17 protein-coding genes are annotated in these 18,877 nt (G+C 69.7%); 7 read left to right on the forward strand and 10 right to left on the reverse strand.

Annotated features, from left to right (window positions below):
• Positions 1-1,416 (forward strand): aminotransferase-like domain-containing protein, encoded by a 1,416-nt coding sequence (locus AC1HFH_RS17295; protein WP_480243828.1) that lies wholly within the window; start codon positions 1-3, stop codon positions 1,414-1,416.
• Between the two features lie 48 nt (positions 1,417-1,464).
• On the opposite strand, the gene AC1HFH_RS17300 is transcribed toward AC1HFH_RS17295, so the two are convergent.
• Positions 1,465-2,733, reverse strand: coding sequence for a PucR family transcriptional regulator (locus AC1HFH_RS17300; RefSeq protein WP_480243829.1), 1,269 nt, complete (start codon positions 2,731-2,733; stop codon positions 1,465-1,467).
• An 85-nt stretch (positions 2,734-2,818) separates the two neighbouring features.
• Positions 2,819-5,092: a LuxR C-terminal-related transcriptional regulator gene (locus AC1HFH_RS17305; protein ID WP_480243830.1), complete on the reverse strand. Its 2,274-nt coding sequence runs from the start codon at positions 5,090-5,092 to the stop codon at positions 2,819-2,821.
• A gap of 284 nt (positions 5,093-5,376) precedes the next feature.
• On the opposite strand from AC1HFH_RS17305, the gene AC1HFH_RS17310 reads away from it, so the two are divergent.
• Positions 5,377-5,796: a YciI family protein gene (locus AC1HFH_RS17310; RefSeq protein ID WP_480243831.1), complete on the forward strand. Its 420-nt coding sequence runs from the start codon at positions 5,377-5,379 to the stop codon at positions 5,794-5,796.
• Positions 5,797-5,811: 15 nt separating this feature from the next.
• Positions 5,812-7,107, forward strand: a complete 1,296-nt coding sequence (locus tag AC1HFH_RS17315; protein WP_480243832.1) for an RNA polymerase sigma factor — start codon at positions 5,812-5,814, stop codon at positions 7,105-7,107.
• Positions 7,108-7,131: 24 nt separating this feature from the next.
• Here AC1HFH_RS17315 and AC1HFH_RS17320 read toward each other — a convergent pair whose 3' ends face one another.
• Complete coding sequence (locus AC1HFH_RS17320; RefSeq protein WP_480243833.1) at positions 7,132-7,617, reverse strand: MarR family winged helix-turn-helix transcriptional regulator; 486 nt, start codon at positions 7,615-7,617, stop codon at positions 7,132-7,134.
• A gap of 113 nt (positions 7,618-7,730) precedes the next feature.
• Between AC1HFH_RS17320 and AC1HFH_RS17325 the strand changes: the two genes are divergently transcribed.
• From AC1HFH_RS17325 to AC1HFH_RS17335, 3 genes are all read left to right on the forward strand, one after another.
• Complete coding sequence (locus AC1HFH_RS17325) at positions 7,731-9,551, forward strand: chloride channel protein (protein ID WP_480243834.1); 1,821 nt, start codon at positions 7,731-7,733, stop codon at positions 9,549-9,551.
• Between the two features lie 164 nt (positions 9,552-9,715).
• Complete coding sequence (locus AC1HFH_RS17330; RefSeq protein WP_480243835.1) at positions 9,716-10,285, forward strand: hypothetical protein; 570 nt, start codon at positions 9,716-9,718, stop codon at positions 10,283-10,285.
• A gap of 122 nt (positions 10,286-10,407) precedes the next feature.
• The gene (locus AC1HFH_RS17335) at positions 10,408-11,595 is read left to right on the forward strand and encodes a cation:proton antiporter (protein ID WP_480243836.1); all 1,188 of its coding nucleotides are present in this window, start codon (positions 10,408-10,410) and stop codon (positions 11,593-11,595) included.
• Here the strand turns inward: AC1HFH_RS17335 and AC1HFH_RS17340 are convergent.
• On the reverse strand, positions 11,537-11,842 hold the full coding sequence (locus AC1HFH_RS17340; protein ID WP_480243837.1) for a hypothetical protein: 306 nt from the start codon (positions 11,840-11,842) through the stop codon (positions 11,537-11,539). The two genes, AC1HFH_RS17335 and AC1HFH_RS17340, sit on opposite strands and share 59 nt — an antisense overlap.
• Positions 11,843-12,300: 458 nt before the next feature.
• Between AC1HFH_RS17340 and AC1HFH_RS17345 the strand changes: the two genes are divergently transcribed.
• Positions 12,301-12,933 (forward strand): TetR/AcrR family transcriptional regulator, encoded by a 633-nt coding sequence (locus AC1HFH_RS17345; protein WP_480243838.1) that lies wholly within the window; start codon positions 12,301-12,303, stop codon positions 12,931-12,933.
• 9 nt (positions 12,934-12,942) lie between these two features.
• Here the strand turns inward: AC1HFH_RS17345 and der are convergent, their stop codons facing one another.
• From der to AC1HFH_RS17375, 6 genes are all read right to left on the reverse strand, one after another.
• Positions 12,943-14,355 (reverse strand): ribosome biogenesis GTPase Der, encoded by a 1,413-nt coding sequence (gene der / locus AC1HFH_RS17350; RefSeq protein ID WP_480243839.1) that lies wholly within the window; start codon positions 14,353-14,355, stop codon positions 12,943-12,945.
• Complete coding sequence (gene cmk / locus AC1HFH_RS17355) at positions 14,352-15,044, reverse strand: (d)CMP kinase (protein WP_480247876.1); 693 nt, start codon at positions 15,042-15,044, stop codon at positions 14,352-14,354. The genes der and cmk overlap by 4 nt, the downstream gene beginning before the upstream one ends.
• 62 nt (positions 15,045-15,106) lie before the next feature.
• The gene (locus AC1HFH_RS17360) at positions 15,107-16,315 is read right to left on the reverse strand and encodes a pseudouridine synthase (RefSeq protein WP_480243840.1); all 1,209 of its coding nucleotides are present in this window, start codon (positions 16,313-16,315) and stop codon (positions 15,107-15,109) included.
• Positions 16,316-16,323: 8 nt separating this feature from the next.
• A complete protein-coding gene (scpB, locus tag AC1HFH_RS17365) occupies positions 16,324-16,980 on the reverse strand; it encodes an SMC-Scp complex subunit ScpB (protein ID WP_480243841.1) in 657 nt (218 codons plus the stop codon).
• A gap of 9 nt (positions 16,981-16,989) precedes the next feature.
• The gene (locus AC1HFH_RS17370) at positions 16,990-17,844 is read right to left on the reverse strand and encodes a segregation and condensation protein A (protein WP_480243842.1); all 855 of its coding nucleotides are present in this window, start codon (positions 17,842-17,844) and stop codon (positions 16,990-16,992) included.
• Entirely contained in the window at positions 17,841-18,740 is a 900-nt protein-coding gene (locus tag AC1HFH_RS17375) for a ParA family protein (protein ID WP_480247877.1), read from the reverse strand. Before AC1HFH_RS17375 ends, AC1HFH_RS17370 begins: the two co-directional genes overlap by 4 nt.
• Positions 18,741-18,877: the final 137 nt, after the last annotated feature.

The raw sequence follows: 18,877 nt of genomic DNA on the forward strand, positions 1-18,877 counted from the left end.
ATGTTCGAGAATAGCAGCTCCCGGATCGCGGCGGAACTGCGCGCCTGGACAACCACCGCCACACCCGGTGCGAAGCTGCCGTCGACCCGGGCGTTGGTGGCGCAGTACGGCGTCGGCCCGGTCACGGTGCAGCAGGCGCTGCGCACCTTGGTGGCCGAGGGTCTGGTCGAAACCCGCCCTGGCATCGGAACCTTCGTGCGTACGGCCCGGTCGCCCCGACCGTTCGACTACGGCTGGCAGACCGCGGCACTGGGCGCCCCGCCGAAGCCCGCACCGCCGCCTGCCGCTGCGCTGCGCAGCACACCCAACGATGTGATCGCACTGCACTCGGGATACCCAGCCGCCGAACTGCTACCCGAACGGCTGGTCCGCGCGGCGTTCGCCCGTACCGCCCGAAGTGCGGCTGCCGTCGGCCGGCCACCCTCGGCCGGACTACCGGAACTCCAGGCCTGGTTCGCCGCCGAACTGGGCACCCGGACACCGGCCGACGCCGCTCCCCCGGCAGCCCGCGATGTGGTCGTCGTGCCCGGCAGCCAGAGCGGGCTGTGCACCGTGTTCCGGGCTCTGGTCGGCCGGGGCCGCCCACTGCTGATCGAATCACCCAGCTATTGGGGAGCCATTATCGCGGCCGGCCAGGCGGGAGTAGACCTGGTACCGGTACCCAGCGGCGCGAACGGGCCGGATCCGGACGAACTCGCCCGCGCCTTCCGGCGGACCGGGGCCCGCGCGTTCTACGCCCAGCCGAACTTCGCGAATCCGACCGGCGCACAATGGTCACCGGACCTGCGTGACCGGGTTGTCGACCTGATACACCGCTCCGGCGCCTTCCTGATCGAGGATGACTGGGCCCACGATTTCGGCATCGACGCCGAGGCCGTACCCCTGGCGACCCGGGACAGCAGCGGACACGTCATCTACCTGCGCTCGCTGACCAAGAGCGTGTCACCCGCCGTCCGAGTGGCCGGGGTGGTGGCACGGGGCCCGGCCCGCGACCGAATCCTCGCCGACGTGCGAGCCGAATCGATGTACGTCAGCGGAATACTGCAGTCGGCGGCCCTGGATGTGGTCACCCAGCCCGGCTGGCGCAGCTACCGCCGCCGATTGCGACACCAGCTCGCCGAGCGCCGGGACCTGTTGGTGGATGCGCTCCGCGAGCACGTGCCCGCCGCCTACGTCGAATCGGTGCCCCGGGGCGGATTGAACCTGTGGGTACGACTGCCGGACGGTACCGAGCTGCCCCGCGTGGTCCGGGACTGCGCCGAAGCATCGGTGATCGTCGCCCCCGGCACCGAGTGGTTCCCCGCCGAACCCACCGGCCCCTATCTGCGGCTCACCTACGCGGGGCCGAATCCGGGCGCTTATCCGGAGGCCGCCCGGATTCTCGGTGGGATTCTCGCCGAGTGCAATGCCGGGTGAGCGCCTCGTCCGCCACACCGGAAGCAGGCGCCCGAATCGCCCGGCGCCCTACGACACCACCGGCCGACCGGGTACCGCAGCGGGGGCGGAGCGGACCGGAGCGGACCGGCCGGTGGTTCCCGGATGTTCGGCCGGTGCCCGACCGGTCACGATCAGTGCGGACCGCAGATGCCACAGGTCCGCGCACCGGGTGGGGTCGTAGCCGGTCAGTTCGGCGATGCGCTTGAGCCGGTAGTCGACCGAGTTGGTGTGCAGATGCAGCATTCGGGCGGTGCGTTTCCGGTTCAGATTGTTTCCGACGTGGCAACGCAGCGTCTCCAGCAATTCCGGATGGCCGGCCAGCGGGTCGAGCAACGTACGCAGATATTCACGTGCGGGTCCGGGCCGGGTGAGCTGGTATTCCAGGGCCAGATCCCGGAAGCGGTACAGGCCCGAACAGCCACCGATTCGGTGCACGACACCGAGCAGATCGTGGGCCCGTTCGGCGGCCGCCGGGACATCGCCGACCGGCGCATGCACGACCGTGGCGACCACCGGCCCGCGCGCCGCCCGGGAGAGATCGGTGACGAGCGTGTCCAGGTCGGCGTCCGGAATTTCCGGCGCGGGCAGCAGAATCGTGCCGCCGTCCACAGACAGCACCGGCAGCGCCGCGTCCCGGGACCAGCAGGCCAGTTCGGTACGGATCCGGGCCAGGGTTCGGCGAGCGTTGACCCGGCCGTCGACTCCCTCGTCGCCGACGCCGGGATCGCGGCCGATGCCGACGGCCAGTACCCAGTAATCCGTAGTGAGGTCGACTCCGCAGTTGCGGGCCATCGATACGCTCGGTTTCCCGGCCAGCAGTGCCGCCGCGAAGGCGTCCCGGGCCGGCTCGGCCGACTCCCGCGCATAGTGGATGTAGGCGCGCGCGATGACGGTGCTCGCCAGGTCGAGCAGCCGAAGCGCGGCCGCTGCGTCAGCGCCGTCCGGGTCTCCGGTGGCCAGTTCCAGCCCGATCCGCACGCCCCGGTGCAGCGCCCCGAGCACCGCTTCGATTCCGAGGCCGTCGCGCGCGAACTCCAGGGCGGCCCTCTCGAGCCGGTCGGCCGCCGCCTCGGTGTCGTCGCCGGTACGCAGCCCGTTCATCAGTTCCAGGCAGCACTGGGCGACCACCCGGATCTGCTGCCGGCGCGCTTCCCCCGAGCCCGGGAAGAGTCCGGCGGACACCAGATGGGCGGCCAGCCGGTCGAGATCGGGCAGTGGCCGTTCGGTCGGCAAGCTGCCCGGTGACATCGCCGCTCCCCGGTCGAGCAGCACAACCCCCGTGACATCGTTCGGCATCCGGTACTCCTCACATGCTTCGATGGAGGCCATCGTGCCGCGCCCCGAATACCGGGGGCATCGGTAGAACTACGTATCTTGTGACCTAGGTCTCCACCGGCACCCGCTGGGCGACCCAGCCGGCGATACCGACCCGGTTCGCCAGGTCCAATTTGGTGAGAATGTTCCCGACATGGGTGTCCACGGTGCGGGGCGCGATCACCAACTGCTCGGCAATGGCCCGATTGGTCAGGCCTTGGGCGACCAGGCGCGCCACCTCGTACTCACGCGCGGTCAGCGGCGCGGTGCCGTCGTCGCGGACCGGCGTCTCCCGGGACAGGGCGAACTCGGTCGCCTCCGGCAACGGCATCGCCCGGCCTGTGGTGTAGGCGCGGGTGAATGCGTCCGGTCCCAGGGCTTGTTCGGTGGCCCCCTGAAACCGGTCGTGTGGCCAGCGCAGGTGCACCGACGGGTCGGGGCCCACCTTCTCCCAGGCGACGGCGGCGATACCGAACAGGGTCGCGGCCCGCTCGTGCCGGCCGCGGGCCGACGCCGCCCAGGCCAGCGTCTCCACGTGGTAGGCGTCGCCGAACCGGCTGCCCCACTCGTGGGTGGCGGACAGTGTCCGGCGCGACACCTCCTCGGAGGCATCGAATCGCCCGCCGAGCAGTTCGATCAGGCTGATCCCGAACATGGCGATGGCCCGGTAGCACACGTCGCTGCGTTGTTCGCAGAATGCGACGATCTCGTGCAGCAGCGGCAGGCCGCGATCCGGGTCGGTGACCGCCACCGCGAGCGCATGGGTGCAGCGTGGCAGCATCGCCAGCCGCTCTTCACCGCACAGATGCAGGGTGCTGACGGCGGCCGCCGAATAGGCGCGGGCCTCGTCCTGGCGGGTCTCGATCTGGGCGAGATGACCGCGCACCGCCATGATCCACCCGATCGACAGTGCCGGATTCCGCGCCGTCGCGGTCAGCGCCATCGCGGTGTCCGCCTCCCGCCGGACGGCTTCGTGGTCGTTGAGCCACAGCGAGTGCATGGCGGCTTCACCCCAGGCCCGGACCACGTCCGGGTGGTCCGGCGCGGCCGCGATCGCCTGTCGCAGCCACTCACGTATCTCCCGGTCCGCGCCGATCGACGTCCAGAATTCACCGACTCGCCCGGCGATCTCGACCGCGGCGCCGGCCTCCCCCGGTTCCTGTAGTGACCAGGCGAGGGCTACCCGTAGGTCCTGGAGGGCGACCTGCAGCCGCCGCAGCAGTACGGGCTGGCGCGGCCCCAGCCAATCCGCATCGGCCTCGGCCACCACGCGACGGAACCAATCGCGGTGCCGCCGCCGCGCCCGGCCGGCGCCGCCCGATTCGATCAGCCGTTCGGCACCGTATTCGCGCAGCGCCCACAGCAGCCGGTAGTGCACCGTATCTTCGCCGCGGCGTTCCAGGATCGACTTGTCCACCAGCGCGTCGATCACCTCGACCGCGGCGGGGCCGATTTCGGTTTCCGCGCACACGTATTCGGCCGCCTCGAGGTCGAACCAGCCCTGGAAGACCGACAGATGTGCCCACACCGTGCGTTCCGCCTCGGTGCAGAGGCCGAAGCTCCAGTCCACGGTCGCGCGGACGGTGACCTGCCGGTCCGGCACGCCGTGCGACCACGCCGTGGGCAAGGCGAGACCGCCGGACCAGCGCTGCACCACCTGTCCCGGTGACAGGGCCCGCAGTCGCGCGGCGGCCAGTTCGATCGCCAGCGGCACCCCGTCGAGCATCCGGCAGAGCCGGGCGATATCGGTCGCATTGCTCTCGGTGATCCGGAAGTCCGTCCGAACCGCCCGGGCCCGGTCCACCAGCAGCGCCACTGCCGCACTGTCCGCCAGTGCGGCGGGTTCGGCGGTACCGGGCGGGGGAACATCCAGTGGCGGGACCCGGTACACCATTTCCCCGACCACACCCAGCGATTGCCGACTGGTGGTCAGCACCGTCGCACCGGGGCAGCCGGCCACGATCGCCGCCACCAGATCCGCGCATGCGCCGAGCAGGTGCTCGCAGTTGTCCAGGACCAGCAGCGGTGCCCGCGGCCGCAGATGCTCCACCACCCGCTCGATCGCCGAGTCCCGGCCACCCAACCGCAGGCCGAGTTCCGCGGCGACGGCGCCGGCGACCTCGGCACCGTGCCGCAAACCGGCCAGTTCGACCAGGAAGACGCCGTCGTCGTAGCGCTGTGCGAGACCGGCTGCCAGGCGGCGGACCAGCCGGGTCTTACCCAGCCCGCCGGGTCCGGTCACGGAGACTATCGGACTGTTGTCCAGCAGTTGCAGGACGGCGTCGGCTTCGGCCACGCGGCCGATATAACTCGTCGGGGCGGGATCGAGCTCGCTGCGCACCGTCCATCGCTTCGGGGTCGGCCGGCTCGATCCGGCGCACAGACACGCCGTACCGGGCCGGGGCACGGGTGATCGGGTATCGGAATCATACGCACGATCACCGGGCCTCCCGCACGAATCGGACCCGGTCCGCCCTCGCGGGCCCGGCGGTGAACGGCGGCGCGGCGGCACCGAGCACCGACCGCGAGAATTTTTTTTCCGGACGTGTCGATTCATCGTGTTGCCCGTTCGACCTAGGGGTGCAAGGGTCCAGAGAGGACCCGGACGACCACGAGGAGTACGAGATGAAGTACATGCTGATCATGCGGGCCACCGACGAAGCCTTCGCGCAGATGGGCGAATTCGATTTCGACAAGATGCTGGAAACCGTCGGCCGCTACAATGAGGAGTTGATCCGGGCCGGTGTGCTGGTGGCGGCGGAAGGCCTGGACGACGCCGCGGACGGTGTGGTGGTCGACTTCTCTTCCGGCACCCCGGTGGTGACCGACGGCCCCTACGGCGAGACCAAGGAGCTGTTCGGCGGCTTCTACATCCTGAATGTGGCTTCCAAGGAGGAAGCGATCGAATGGGCGAAGCGGTCGCCGATCACCGGTCCCGGGTTCAAGACCGAGATCCGGCGCGTGCCCACGATCGACGAGTTCCCGCAGGACAACGAGTGGATCCAGAAGGAGAAAGCCTGGCGCGAAGCGACCGGACAGCTCTGACCGGCCGCTGCGGAGATGAGTGATCCGGGAACGGGTGGGCGCGAGGCCGTGGCCGCGGTCTGGCGGATCGAATCCGCCCGGATCGTCGGTGCGCTGGCCCGCTACACCGGTGACTTCTCGCTGGCCGAGGACCTCGCCCAGGAAGCGCTGGCCGAAGCATTGGTGACCTGGCCCCGGGACGGGGTACCGGCCGCCCCGGCCGGCTGGTTGCTGACCTGCGGCCGCCGCCGGGCCATCGATCTGTTCCGGCGGCGCGCGGCCCGGGACGATCGCTACGCCGCCCTCGCCCGGGAGCTGGGCGAGGGCGGCACCGCGGCGGGCGGCGCCCCGGCCGATCCCCCGCGCACCGCCGATGCGGTGCTGTGGGATCCCGACCGCATCGACGACGACGTGCTCGCACTGATGTTCATCGCCTGCCATCCGATACTGTCCCGGGAGGCCCGCGTCGCGTTGACGCTGCGTGTGGTCGGCGGACTGACCAGTGACGAGATCGCCCGGGCCTTCCTGGTGCCGACCGCGACCGTGCAGGCCCGGATCACCCGGGCGAAGAAGACCCTCGGTGCCGCGCAGGTGCCCTTCGAAGTTCCGCCCGCCGCCGAGCGAGCGGAACGACTGACGTCGGTGCTGAATGTGGTGTACCTGATCTTCACCGAGGGCTCCTCGGCCGGTGCGGGCACCGAACTGATCCGGTTCGATCTGGCAGGTGAGGCGCAGCGGCTCGCCCGGGTGCTCGCCCACCTGGTGCCCGGCGAACCGGAGGTGCACAGTCTGCTCGCCCTGCTCGAGCTCACCGCTGCCCGGTTCCCGGCTCGGACCGGGCCGGACGGCGAGCCGATTCTGCTGGAAGACCAGGATCGGCGCCGATGGGATCACAGCGCCGTCCGCCGTGGCCGGGCCGCGCTGGCTCGGGCGGCCGCCGTGGGCCGCGGGCTGGGTGCCTACGGCCTGCAGGCCGCCATCGCCGAATGCCATGCCGTCGCCGATTCGGTCGACTCGACCGACTGGGCGCGGATCGTCGCGCTCTACGACGGACTCGTCCAGCTCACGCCCTCACCGGTGGTCGAGCTCAACCGTGCAGTGGCCGTCGCGATGGCCCGCGGACCGAGGGCCGCGCTACCGCTGGTCGACGACCTCCGGGCCGCCGGGGCCCTGCCGAGATCGCATCTGCTGCCCGGTGTCCGCGGCGAGCTGCTGGCCCGGCTGGGCCGTACCGAAGAAGCGCGTGCCGAGCTGACCCTCGCCGCCCGCCGCTGCGGCAACGACCGGGAGCGCACCGTACTGGCACGGAAACTCGCCGCACTGGACGAATAGTGCGGTGCGGCACGGACCCGTTCGTCAGTACAGTTCCTCGCCGAGCACCGCGGGTTCTCCTGCGGCCGCCGAGAAGGCGGTCAGGGCACGCAGCAGGCCGGTGCGGTCACCTTCGGGCATCTGCACGACCAGTTCGGCCAGCTCGGTACGCCGCCGGGCGGTGACCTCGTCGACCACCTCGCGGCCACGACGGGTGAGTTCGACCAGCAGTTCCCGCCGGGTGTCCGGATTCGGCCGACGATCCAGCAGGCCGGCGTTGACCAGCCGATCGACCATCCGGGTGGCCGTCGACGGCTGTACCTGCAGGGCATACGCCAGGGTGGCGAGGTTGGCCGGTCCCCGGGTGGACAGCACCACGAGCGTACGGAACTGCGGAATGGTGATGGCGTCGTCGACCTCGGCGATGGAACGGGCCGAGATGGCGACCAGTACCCGCGAAGCCGTCAGCAACGCATCGGTGATCGCCCCCACCGGTTCGCTCGTCACCGCATTCGCCGGGTCCGTCACCACAACCTCCTCGTCGCCGTCCGCTCACCTCCCATCTTGCCCGTCACTACCGGCGTTCCAGCGCAGAACACGACGCCAACGACGATTGCACATGGCAACTGTTGCATAATGCTTCTGTGATTGGTTCGGCAGATGCCCCGTCGATCCGGCAGATCATCCCGATGCCGCGCCGGGAATCGCTGGGGCGATGGCTACGGGAAAGCTCGTCCGCAACGGTGCCGCTGGCCGTCCTGGTCGGCATCGTGACCGGGCTCGGCGCGGTCGGCTTCCACCATCTGGTGGCCGGACTGACCTGGATATTCACCGGGTATGCGGACTACGCAGGGCTGGGCCGGGTGCCCAGCACCCACGTTCCCTGGCTGGGATTCTGGTTCGTACTGCTGGCACCGATGGTCGCGGGCGCGATCTACGGACCGTTGGTCTACCGGTTCGCCCCCGAAGCACGAGGACACGGCGTCCCCGAGGTGATGTACGCGGTCGCCGAACGGGGCGGCTGGATCAAGCCCCGGGTGGCCCTGGTGAAGGCCGCAGCCTCGGCCCTGTGCATCGGCGGCGGCGGTTCGGTGGGCCGCGAAGGCCCGATTGTGCAGATCGGGTCGGCGGCCGGATCCACCGTGGCGCAATGGCTGCGACTGGATGCGCCACGGATGCGCCTGCTGGTCGCCTGTGGCGCCGCCGGTGGCATCGCGGCGACTTTCAATGCACCACTGGCAGGCCCGTTCTTCGCAATGGAACTCATCCTGCGCAACTTCGCGGTCGAATCGTTCGCCGCGGTGGTGCTCTCCAGCGTCACCGCCAGTGTGATCGGCCGGGCCGTGCTCGGTGACGAACCTTTTCTGTCCCTGCCGCAATTCGGGGTGCGCCATCCGGTCGAGTACCTGCTGTACCTACTGCTGGGCATCGTCGCCGGTGTGGTCGGCGTCGTATTCTCGAAAGTTCTCTACCGAGTGGAGGACCTCTGCGACCGGATCTGGCGAGGTCCCGAGTGGGCCCGCCCGGCAGTCGGCGGACTCGTACTGGGCGTGTTCCTGCTCGCCCTGCCCCAGATGTACGGCGTGGGCTATCCGGTGCTCGAAGGGGCGATCGAAGGCCGGTACCTGATCGGGATGGTGATCGTGCTGCTGGTCGGGAAGATCGTCGCGACCAGTCTGACACTCGGGATCGGCGGATCCGGCGGGGTGTTCGCGCCGACATTGTTCATCGGCACGATGGCGGGTGTGGCCTTCGGCGATATCGCCCACGGTCTGCTGCCGGCGCTGACCGAGTCGCCCGGCGTGTACGGGCTGATCGGCATGGGAGCTGCACTGGCCGGCGCCACCCGGGCCCCGATCACGGCGGTGATCATCCTGTTCGAGCTCACCGGTGAATACGCGATCATCTTGCCGCTGATGGCAGCCGTGGCGATGGCTTCGCTCACTGCACGGATGCTTTCGCAGGACACCATCTACACCCGCAAGCTGCTCCGGCGAGGCATCGACCTCGACCGCAGCGCCGGGACCCATCCGGCACTGCACGCCGGCGCGATAGCCGCACCGGTACCGGATCCGCTACCGGAGGACAGCTCCCTCACCGCTGCCGCAGCCGCCCTGCATCGGACCGGTACCGGCATGCTCCCGGTGGTGGGTGCCGACGGCTGCTACCACGGGTGCGTCACCGCCGCGGATCTCGCCGCCGCGCTGGACGACACCGACCCACCCGCGACGGTTCGGCCCCTGCTGCGGCTGCCACCGACGGTCACCGCCGACGCACCGGTATCGGCGATGATCGCCGCACTCACCGGCCACGACGGCGCCGGCATTCCGGTCGTCGACCGGGATCGGCGATCGCTGGTGGGCTGGCTCGACTACGACGGGCTACTCACCGGACTGCGCAGCGCCGACGGCGGCGGCAGCGGGTCCTCGACGTGGGCGACAACCACGGCACCACGGCATTCGTGACCGTCCACAAGATCGGGCCACACGCATTGCGTGCCCCTCGCGGACCGGGGCATTGTATGTAACCGAGAGTGCGGTCTTCAGGACGCCACCGGGGGGTGCGGTGACCCGGTCACCGGGTCGGCGGGTTCGTTCGGTGGTTCGGTTCGACACAACGGAGAGTCGGGATGAGCACAGTGGTCGGCATGGGCACAGCAATCGACGGTCACCACGCCTGGGTGGCGTACCTGTTCACCGACGGTGCCTTCGGCCGCGGCTGGCTGGACGGACCGATCGCCACGACCGGCGGCGCCGATCTGGTCGGACCACCGTGCCAGCGTCGCTCCCCCGACGACATCTCCGGTTGGCAGGCCGTCTGCGACTGCGGCTGCTGGCGCGGGCCGGTCTGGACGCGAGTCGCTCATCCGGATGATCACGACCTCGCCGCGCGGCAGATCCACTGCCCGTCCGGGCGGGTGTCCGCGGACCTCGAGTGCCGGCTGCTCGCCGAGTGGTCCGGACACCACGAGACCGTCGAGGCCATGTACCCGGTCCAGCTCGCCTACGATTCGCTGCGGGAGGCCGAACAGCGGCTCGCCGAAGCGGTGCGGTTCGTCCGCGCCGGGGGTGCATCCTGGGAGGAGATCGGCCGCAGCGCCGGTGGGGTCCCCGCCCGCGCGGCCCGGCACCGCTGGGGTGTTCTCGGCACGGAATCCCAGGACGACACCGCACCGATGGGCCGCGTCGTAGTGCTCTGACACCGGGTAACCGCACCGGAGCACACCGTTTTGCCCGATTAGAGTGATGTCGTGCGAACCGAGATCACCAAGCCACCGGTACAGCTCGTGCGATCGCCCGGATGCGGGGGCGCTGCTGACCTGTGATCGAATCCGATACCGCCCTTGCCCTGATCCAGCTCGGCGCCGTCTTCTTCGGGCTCGGCCTGCTCGCCCGGCTGGCGGCCCGCATCGGTATGTCACCGATCCCGTTGTACCTGATCGGCGGGCTGATCTTCGGCACCGGCGGCCTGGTGGAACTGCAGCACGTCGACGAATTCATCCACCTCGGCAGCGAGATCGGCGTCATCCTGCTCCTGCTGCTGCTCGGACTGGAGTACACCGCGGCCGAGCTGGTCACCGGCATGCGGCGATCATGGGCGGCCGGCCTGCTGGACATCGTGCTCAACGCCACTCCGGGTGTCCTCGTCGCGCTGGCCCTGGGCTGGGGCTTCACCGGGGCGATAGCGATGGCCGGGGTCACCTACATCTCGTCGTCGGGCATCATCGCGAAGGTCCTCGACGACCTCGGCCGGCTGGGTAACCGGGAAACACCGGCGGTGCTGTCGGTGCTGGTCTTCGAGGACCTGGTGATGGCCGGATACCTGCCGGTCCTCACCGCGGTCCTGGCCGGAGCCGGTTTCGCCGCCGGGCTCACCACCATCGGCATCGCCCTGCTGACGGTCACCGTCGTACTGGTGGTCGCGCTGCGGTACGGGCGGGTGGTGTCGATGATGGTGGACAGTGCGGATCGCGAGATCATGCTGCTGAAGCTGCTCGGTTCCGCACTCTTGGTGGCCGGGGCGGCCTCGGCACTTCAGGTGTCCGCGGCGGTGGGCGCATTCCTGCTCGGCATCGCCATCTCCGGCAACACCGCACACAATGCCACCCGGATCCTGGAACCGCTGCGGGACCTGTTCGCCGCGCTGTTCTTCGTCCTGTTCGGACTCACCACCGATCCGGCCACCATTCCGCCGGTCCTGGGCTGGGCGGTGGGGCTGGCGGTGGTCACCACGGTCGCGAAGGTGGCGACCGGATGGTGGGCGGCCCAGCGGGCCGGATCATCGCGCTACGGCCGGGCCCGCGCCGGAACCGCGTTGATCGCGCACGGCGAGTTCTCGATCGTCATCGCCGGGCTGGCGGTGGCCACCGGCGCGGTACCGGCCGAGTTCGCCGCCCTGGCGACGACCTACGTGCTGATCATGGCGGTGGTCGGACCGGTCGCAGCCCGGCTCACCGAGCCTGCCCTGGTGTGGTGGGATCGACGTCGGATTCGCCGGGTGCCAGCTTGACGGCGATTCCCCAGTGCAGCACCCGCAGCGCCAGTGCCAGGTACAAGCCGTACGCGAGGTAGACCAGGACGGTTCCGTAGTTGCCCGCCCAGTCGCCGATGCGGAGCAGGGCCGCCAGCCCCGATCCGAGCAACAGCAATCCGAGCACGATCGCCGGCAGGCCCAGCGGACCCATCGTCGAGTCCACCTCGGGTTCGATTGCCAGAAATTTGCTTTTGTCGGTGTGTTCTGCTGAGGCAAGGGTCATGATGATTCCCTTCCGAGCGGCCGCCCCGACACGGCCCGGATCCGCACCCGCCCCGGATCCACGAATGTTCGATTCCGCCGGCCGCAGCCGATCGATTCGACGCCGATCGGACTGCGAATGGTTATCGTTCAGCAATCCCTACTGTGCCGCCCAGCTATCGGATATCCAAGCATTATGTGATCTGCATCACATAGAACACCTGTACGAAACGGGCGGGTAACGGCGCGAACAGCTCCCCTGTTCGCATACTGACCTCGCAGATATCCCCCGCGCCGACCGCCGGTCGATCGAATTCCGCCCGCGTGATTTATCCAACCGTTACCGGCATTCCCGCCGAACCGGACCCCGACGGAGGTCACCGAAGCGTTTCGGCAACCCGGTATAGTCGGAACTCTGACAGCTGTCGGTCTTCCGTCGGACAGCTGTGCGATATCGGCCCGGACAAGGAGGTGCATCCCGTGGCGCCCAACAGGACCAGCGCAAAAGCGCGACGCATCCAGGTGAGCACGGAACTGCGGGCCGCGCTGCGTGACCTACTGTCGGCGGACGTGCCGTTCGCGGAGATCACGATCAAGCAACTCAGCGACCGCGCCGGGGTGTCCCGGCCCGCGTTCTACAGCCACTACGCCGACAAGAACCAGCTGCTGGCCGAGCTGGTCGTCGAGGTGCTGGCACCGGTGACCGAGCAGATGAGCAGGCGGATCGAGGATTGGCCGTCGGGCCCGGAGCAGTTGCCGCAGGCCTTGCGGGCCGCGGTCGGATTCGTGGAACCGCACCGGGCGATCGTGGCGGCCGCCCTGGAGACCGCGAACCACGACCAGGACGTCCGGACCGCGCTGCAGTCCACCTTCCGGGTCCTGCGTACCGGCCTGGTCGACCGGATCCGCGACCAGCAGGCCACCGGACTCGCACTCGACGGCGACCCCGAGACGATGGCCTTCGCGCTCACCGCCTTCGCGCTGGAGATGCTGCGCGAGTTCGCCGGCGACGACAACGACATCGATGCCGAACGATGGGTGGAGTTGATGGCGCTGGTCTGGGGGCGGGTGGTCTACGGAGGTGGCGCGGTGCGCGAACACCGCGCCACCTGATCGACGGCACTACTTGCGGTTGCGCTTCTCCCGGACCCGCACCGAGATCCGTACCGGTGAGCCCTGGAACCCGAACTCCTCACGCAGCCGCCGTTCCAGGAAGCGGCGATAGCCGGCCTCCAGGAAGCCCGTGGTGAACAGGACGAAGGTCGGCGGACGGGTGCCCGCCTGGGTCGCGAACAGGACCCGAGGCAGCCGCCCACCCCGCATCGGCGGCGGCGTCGCCGCGATCACGTCCTTGAGCCAGGAGTTCAGCCGGCCGGTCGGGATCCGCTTGTCCCAGGAGTCCAGCGCCGTCTCCATCGCCGGAACCAGCTTCTGCACGGCTCGGCCGGTATGCGCGGAGATGTTCACCCGCTGCGCCCACGGCACCCGGACCAGTTCCCGATCGACCTCCCGTTCCAGCTGCAGGCGCCGGTCCTCGTCCACCAGATCCCATTTGTTGAACGCCAGCACGAGCGCCCGGCCGGAATCGGCGACCAGACCGATCACCCGGAGATCCTGTTCGGTGATCGGCACCGAGGCATCGATCAGCATGATCGCCACCTCGGACGCTTCCAGGGCGGATTTGGTCCGCAGCGAGGCGTAGTACTCGGTACCACTGGCGTTGGCGACCTTCCGGCGCAGACCGGCGGTGTCGACGAACTTCCACACCTTGCCGCCGAGTTCCACCAGCGAATCCACCGGATCCACCGTGGTGCCCGCGACATCGTGCACCACCGACCGCTCGTCGTCGGCCAGCTTGTTCAGCAAACTGGACTTGCCCACGTTCGGCTTGCCGACCAACGCCACCCGGCGCGGTCCGGGACCGCCGGTGTCCTGCCGCGGTGTTTCGGGCAGTACCTCGAGCACATCGTCGAGCAGATCGCCGGTACCGCGGCCGTGCGCCGCCGACACCATCCGCGGCTCGCCGAGGCCCAGCGACCACAGTCCGGCCGCTTCGAGTTCGCGCTGCTGGTCGTCGGCCTTGTTGGCGACCAGGATCACCGGAATCCGGGAGCGGCGCAGCTTCTTCACCGCGGCCTCATCCGTCGCGGTGGCGCCGACATTCGCATCGACCACCAGCAGAATCGCATCCGCGGTCTGCATCGCCACCTCGGCCTGCCGCGCGACATGCTGCTGCAGCCCCTTGGCATCCGGCTCCCAGCCACCGGTGTCCTGCACCAGGAACCGGCGACCGGCCCAGTTCGCCTCGTAGGAGATCCGGTCGCGCGTGACCCCGGGAATATCCTCCACGACGGCCTCGCGCCGGCCGAGGATCCGGTTCACCAGTGTCGATTTGCCGACGTTGGGCCGACCCACGACGGCCAGCGTCGGCATCGCGAACTCGGCGTCCTCGTCCGCAGCGCCGTCGAGATCGGCGATCTCCCAATCGGTTTCGTCGATCCAGACGCCGTCACCGGCCAGCACGTCCTCGGTCATCGGGTTCCTCCTGCCGAGACGGTGTGCGCAGTGAGCGCCGCGAGTTGCCGGCCCACCACCCGATACAGCTCGTCGATGGTCTGATCCAGGGTGAGTTCGCTGGTGTCCACCCGGACCGCGTCGGCGGCCGGGCGAAGCGGTGACACCGTACGGGTCGAGTCGAGATGGTCGCGGCGCTGGACATCGGCGAGCACGGCGGCGTAGTCGTCGCCGCGCCCTTCCCGGATGTTCTGCTGGTTGCGGCGGTCCGCCCGGGCTTCCGCGGACGCGGTCAGGTAGATCTTGGCGTCGGCACCGGTCAGGACCACGGTGCCGATATCGCGGCCTTCGACGACGATCCGACCTGCGGTGGCCGTGATCGCACGCTGCCGGGCGACCAGATCTTCACGCACCGCAGGAACCGCGGACACCGCGGACACCGCCTTGGTGACCTCGGCACCCCGGATCTCGGCCGATACGTCCACGCCGTCCAGTTCGATCACTTCTCGTTCCGGATCGGTCCCGATAGTCAGTGGCAGCGCCGCCACCGTAGCGGCGATCGCCGCCGGATCATCGAGATCGGTACCGGCCCGCAGCACGTACAGTGTCGCCACCCGATACATGGCGCCGGTATCGAGATACCGGGCGTGCAGGCGGCGCGCGAGCGCCCGGGAGACACTCGACTTCCCGGTGCCCGACGGCCCGTCCATCGCTACCACCAGGGGCGCGTCCCCGGTCAGCCGCTCGCTGCCCGTCGAACGATCCACTCCGTTCACAATGACACCGCCTCGTAGAGTTTGCCGATTTCGTCGCGGCCGAGCACCCGCAGCGTGCCCGGGCGCTGATCACCCAGTGCCACCGGCCCGATATGGGTGCGGACCAGCCGGATCACCGGGTGCCCGACCGCGTCGAGCAACCGCCGCACGATGTGCTTGCGCCCCTCGTGCAGCACCACTTTCACCAGGGACCTGCCCTCGTTGACCTCGAGCACGACGAACCGGTCCACGGCGGCCGAGCCGTCGTCGAGTTCCACCCCGTTGCGCAACTGCTTGCCGACCAGCCGATGGTTGACCTCGCCCTGCACGGTGGCGAGGTAGGTCTTGGACACCTCGAACGACGGGTGCATCAGGCGGTGCGCCATATCGCCGTCGTTGGTCAGCAGCAGCAGCCCTTCGGTATCGGCATCCAGCCGGCCGACATGGAACAACCGCTGGCCGGCGGCGATCCGCTCCGCGACGATATCGCCGACGCACGGACGGCCGAGATCGTCGGACATGGTCGACTGCCAGCCGCGCGGCTTGTTGAGCGCCAGGTGCACCAGTTCCTCGCGCACGACGACGCGGGTCCCGTCCACCCGGACCACGGCGGTCTCCGGGTCGATGCGCAGCCCCTGTTCCCGGACCAGCGCACCATCGACCTCGACGCGGCCCTGCGCGATCATCTCCTCCGCGGTCCGCCGCGAAGCGACACCCGCACGGGCGAGCACCTTCTGCAGTCGTTCCCCTTCACCCCACGGGAGCTTCTTCGGGCCCGTCGCCTCGGTGTCGACGTGCTGATGCCGGGCCGGTTTGGCGTTGTTCGGTACCGGCGTCGCGGGCGTGCGCTGGGCACCGGTACTCCTGGTCGGCCGACCGGACCGATCGGCCGGTCCACTCCGGCGGTTACCCGACGGTCGCCGCTCGGCCCCGGCGGCCCGGCGGTCCGGAGCAGGACCGCGCCGACCGCCGCTCGCACCACGCTGTCCCGCGCCGGTCCCGGCCCGAGCGGCTCCGCCGCGGTTCTCCCCCGTTGCGCGCCCGTCGGCGCCGCGCCGGGGCTGGTCGGTGCCGCCGCGACGCTGGGGCTTGCCGGCCCGGCCGCCGGTGCGGCGCTCGGTGCCGGAATCGCCACGGGCGCCGTTGCGGCCGGTGGCGGCGCGACCCGGCTGGTCGCGGTGTCTTCTACGGTCCGGTGTGCCATCTCGGCGAGCGGAAGGATTCATCTGTCCTGTCAATCGTCGGTACCGAGGTCCAGGTCGGCCTCGGCAGGTTTCTGCAGCCTGGTGTACCGGGGATCGGTCTCCAGGCTCTCGTTGATCTCGTCGATCAGGTCGACGCCCGGCAGCAGCGGCGCCAGGGGCGGCAGGTCGCTCAGTGTGGCGAGCCCGATCCGCTCCAGGAACAGCTCGGTGGTGCAGTACCGGGTGCCGTTGGTTTCCGGGTCCTGACCGGCCTCGGCGATCAATCCCCGGGCCAGCAGAGTGCGCATGACGCCGTCGACGTTCACGCCGCGCACGGCACCGACCTGGCTCCGGGTCACCGGCTGGCGGTAGGCCACCACCGCCAGGGTTTCCAGGGCCGCCCTGGTCAGTTTGGTCCGGGCGCCGTCGAGCAGCACGCGTTCCACGTACGGTGCGTACTCGTTACGAGTATAGAAGCGCCAACCGTCCCCGACGAAACGCAGGTCGATCCCGCTGCCGCGGGCAGTGAGCTCCGCCGCCATCGCCCGCAGCACCGAGTCCACCCGCTCGGCGCTGTCGTCCACCGCCGCGGCCAGCTGTTCCGTGGGCGCCGGAGAGTCCACCACGAGCAACATGGCCTCCAGCGCGCTGCGCAGTTCGGCCTCGTCGAGTGGTTCCTCGGTGATCTCCACCACTGCCTCACTCATCCGAACACCTCACCCGTAGTCCTCCTCGATGGTCACCGCGTCCGGCTCACTCTCACCCAGCCAGCTCACTGCCAGCGGACCCAGCGGATCCGGCTGATCGAACTCGATCGTCCGGCCGCGATAGAGCTCCAGCAGCGCCAGGAAGCGAGCTACGATCTGTACCGGTTCGGTGCAGTCGGCGACCAGTTCCGCGAAGGTCGTCCAACCGCCGGGGCCACGTTCGCGCAGCCGGGCCAGGACCAGCGCCGCCTGTTCGGCGACCGATACAGTGTGCTGGTGCAGGTGGTCCAGACCCACCGTGGCTTTCGGGCGCGGCCGGAACGCCGCCGCGGCGATCTGCGCGAATCCCGCGCCGTCCACTCCGAGAGTAACCTCCGGCAACAGCCCCGCGAACCGTTCCTCCAGCCCGACCGACCGGGGATACCGGCGCAGCGCGACCCCCTCGAGTTCGGCGAGCAGCTCGGCCACCTGCTTGAACGCCCGGTATTGCAGCAGCCGGGCGAACAGCAGATCCCGGGCCTCGAGCAGTTCCAGATCCTCGGCGTCGGTCATCTCGCCGGACGGCAGCAGCCGGGCCGCCTTCAGGTCCAGCAGCGTGGCGGCGACCACCAGGAACTCGGTGGTCCGATCCAGCACGGTGTCGGCCCGCAATTGCTGCTCATCGGCGAGCCGCGCGGTCAGCGCCCGGGTGTAGGCGATGAATTCGTCGGTGACCTGGTGCAGCGCGACCTCGGTGACGTCCAGTTTGCGGGAACTGATCAGGGTCAGCAGCAGATCGAACGGGCCCTCGAAATTGGCCAGACGCAGGTGGAAACCGTCGCCGGCGGCGTCGGTCGCCGTGGTGGGCTCGGCGTCGCCGGTCACCGGCCGGACCGGTGGATGACTTCCCGCGCCATCGCCCGATAAGCCTCGGCGCCCCCGGATTTCGGCGCCCACGTGGTGATCGGCTCGCCCGCGACACTGGCGTCGGGGAACCGGACGGTCCGCGAGATCGCGGAGTCGTAGACCAGCTCCCCGAACACTTCGACCACTCGCGCCATCACCTGACGCGAATGCAGCAACCGCGCATCGAACATGGTGACCACGATGCCGTACAGGGTCAGCGCCGGGTTCAACCGGTCCCGCACCTTCTCCACGGTGTCGTTGAGCAGCGCCAGCCCGCGCAACGAGAAGTACTCGCACTCCATCGGGATGATCACGCCGTCGGAGCAGGCCAGGGCGTTGATGGTGAGCAGGCCGAGCGAGGGCTGGCAGTCGATGAGGATGTAGTCGTAGCGGTCCCGCACCGGGGCCAGGGCCCGGCCCAGCGACTGCTCCCGCCCGACCTCGTTGACCAGCTGGATCTCCGCGGCGGACAGGTCGATATTGCTGGGCAGCAGATCCATCCCGTCGACCTTGGTCGACATCAGCACGTCGTCGACCGAGGTCTTGGTGCCGATCAGCAGGTTGTGCACGGTGAGATCGAGATCGTGGTGGGCCACCCCGAGCCCCGCCGACAGGGCGCCCTGCGGGTCCAGGTCGACGAGCAGCACCTTGCGGCCGAACTCGGCCAGTGCCGCACCCAGGTTGATCGTGGACGTGGTCTTACCCACCCCGCCCTTCTGATTGCACATGGCGACCACGAGGCCGTTACCGTCCCGCTGCGGGGCGGGCGGGTCGGGCAGGGAGCGCAGGGGACGACCGGTCGGCCCCAGATCCGGGGTCTCGGGCACGGGTACGGCACCCTCGTCCCACGGCGCCACCGCGTCGTGGTCACCCATCGGCGGTTCTGCCGCGCCGGCTGTCGTCACGATCCGCTGCTCCTTATACGTTCTGCGCAGGTAACCCCTGTCGAGAGTAGCGAGGCCGAGCCGATCCCGGCCTCACCGTCGTTCGGTCCGGCTCGGGGTAGACGCTA

The sequence above is a fragment of the Nocardia sp. KT25-26 genome (assembly GCF_056627695.1).

Excerpts from the sequence above, each read along its gene's own strand:
- AC1HFH_RS17310 (WP_480243831.1), top strand. The coding sequence starts at position 5,377 with ATGAAGTACATGCTGATCATGCGGGCCACCGACGAAGCCTTCGCGCAG.
- AC1HFH_RS17375 (WP_480247877.1), bottom strand. The coding sequence starts at position 18,740 with ATGGGTGACCACGACGCGGTGGCGCCGTGGGACGAGGGTGCCGTACCC.
- AC1HFH_RS17300 (WP_480243829.1), bottom strand. The coding sequence starts at position 2,733 with ATGCCGAACGATGTCACGGGGGTTGTGCTGCTCGACCGGGGAGCGGCG.
- AC1HFH_RS17330 (WP_480243835.1), top strand. The coding sequence starts at position 9,716 with ATGAGCACAGTGGTCGGCATGGGCACAGCAATCGACGGTCACCACGCC.
- AC1HFH_RS17340 (WP_480243837.1), bottom strand. The coding sequence starts at position 11,842 with ATGACCCTTGCCTCAGCAGAACACACCGACAAAAGCAAATTTCTGGCA.
- cmk (WP_480247876.1), bottom strand. The coding sequence starts at position 15,044 with ATGGACGGGCCGTCGGGCACCGGGAAGTCGAGTGTCTCCCGGGCGCTC.
- AC1HFH_RS17360 (WP_480243840.1), bottom strand. The coding sequence starts at position 16,315 with ATGAATCCTTCCGCTCGCCGAGATGGCACACCGGACCGTAGAAGACAC.
- AC1HFH_RS17295 (WP_480243828.1), top strand. The coding sequence starts at position 1 with ATGTTCGAGAATAGCAGCTCCCGGATCGCGGCGGAACTGCGCGCCTGG.
- der (WP_480243839.1), bottom strand. The coding sequence starts at position 14,355 with ATGACCGAGGACGTGCTGGCCGGTGACGGCGTCTGGATCGACGAAACC.
- scpB (WP_480243841.1), bottom strand. The coding sequence starts at position 16,980 with ATGAGTGAGGCAGTGGTGGAGATCACCGAGGAACCACTCGACGAGGCC.
- AC1HFH_RS17315 (WP_480243832.1), top strand. The coding sequence starts at position 5,812 with ATGAGTGATCCGGGAACGGGTGGGCGCGAGGCCGTGGCCGCGGTCTGG.